At 57.0% G+C, this 251-nt stretch carries 1 protein-coding gene; it reads left to right on the forward strand.

Going from position 1 to position 251, the window contains the following annotated elements:
• The coding region (locus tag R0J87_RS22885; protein ID WP_498889229.1) for a hypothetical protein at positions 1-251 on the forward strand (251 nt) is incomplete at both ends.

Below are 251 nucleotides of genomic sequence, written 5' to 3' on the forward strand. Positions count from 1 at the left end.
GCGCAAAGACCTGGCATCGGCGCAGTATGCAATCGGCGATCGGGCGTTTGTCGTCATTTCAGGGCAACAAGTCTCGGTGCATAATCTGTCGGACGGAAAAGAAACAACATCGTTCAAGCTGGCGGACGGTTTTCGCATAAGCGCTTCGGGGGCAGATGTCGCCATCGAGTCCGGGCATGTGCTGATCACCGGCAATCTCGGCGCGCGTTTACTCGTCTACAAACTCGACGGCAGCCCGGTTGCGGATATAG

Source organism: Halomonas sp. SIMBA_159 (genome assembly GCF_046536035.1).
GTDB lineage: Bacteria > Pseudomonadota > Gammaproteobacteria > Pseudomonadales > Halomonadaceae > Vreelandella > Vreelandella venusta_A.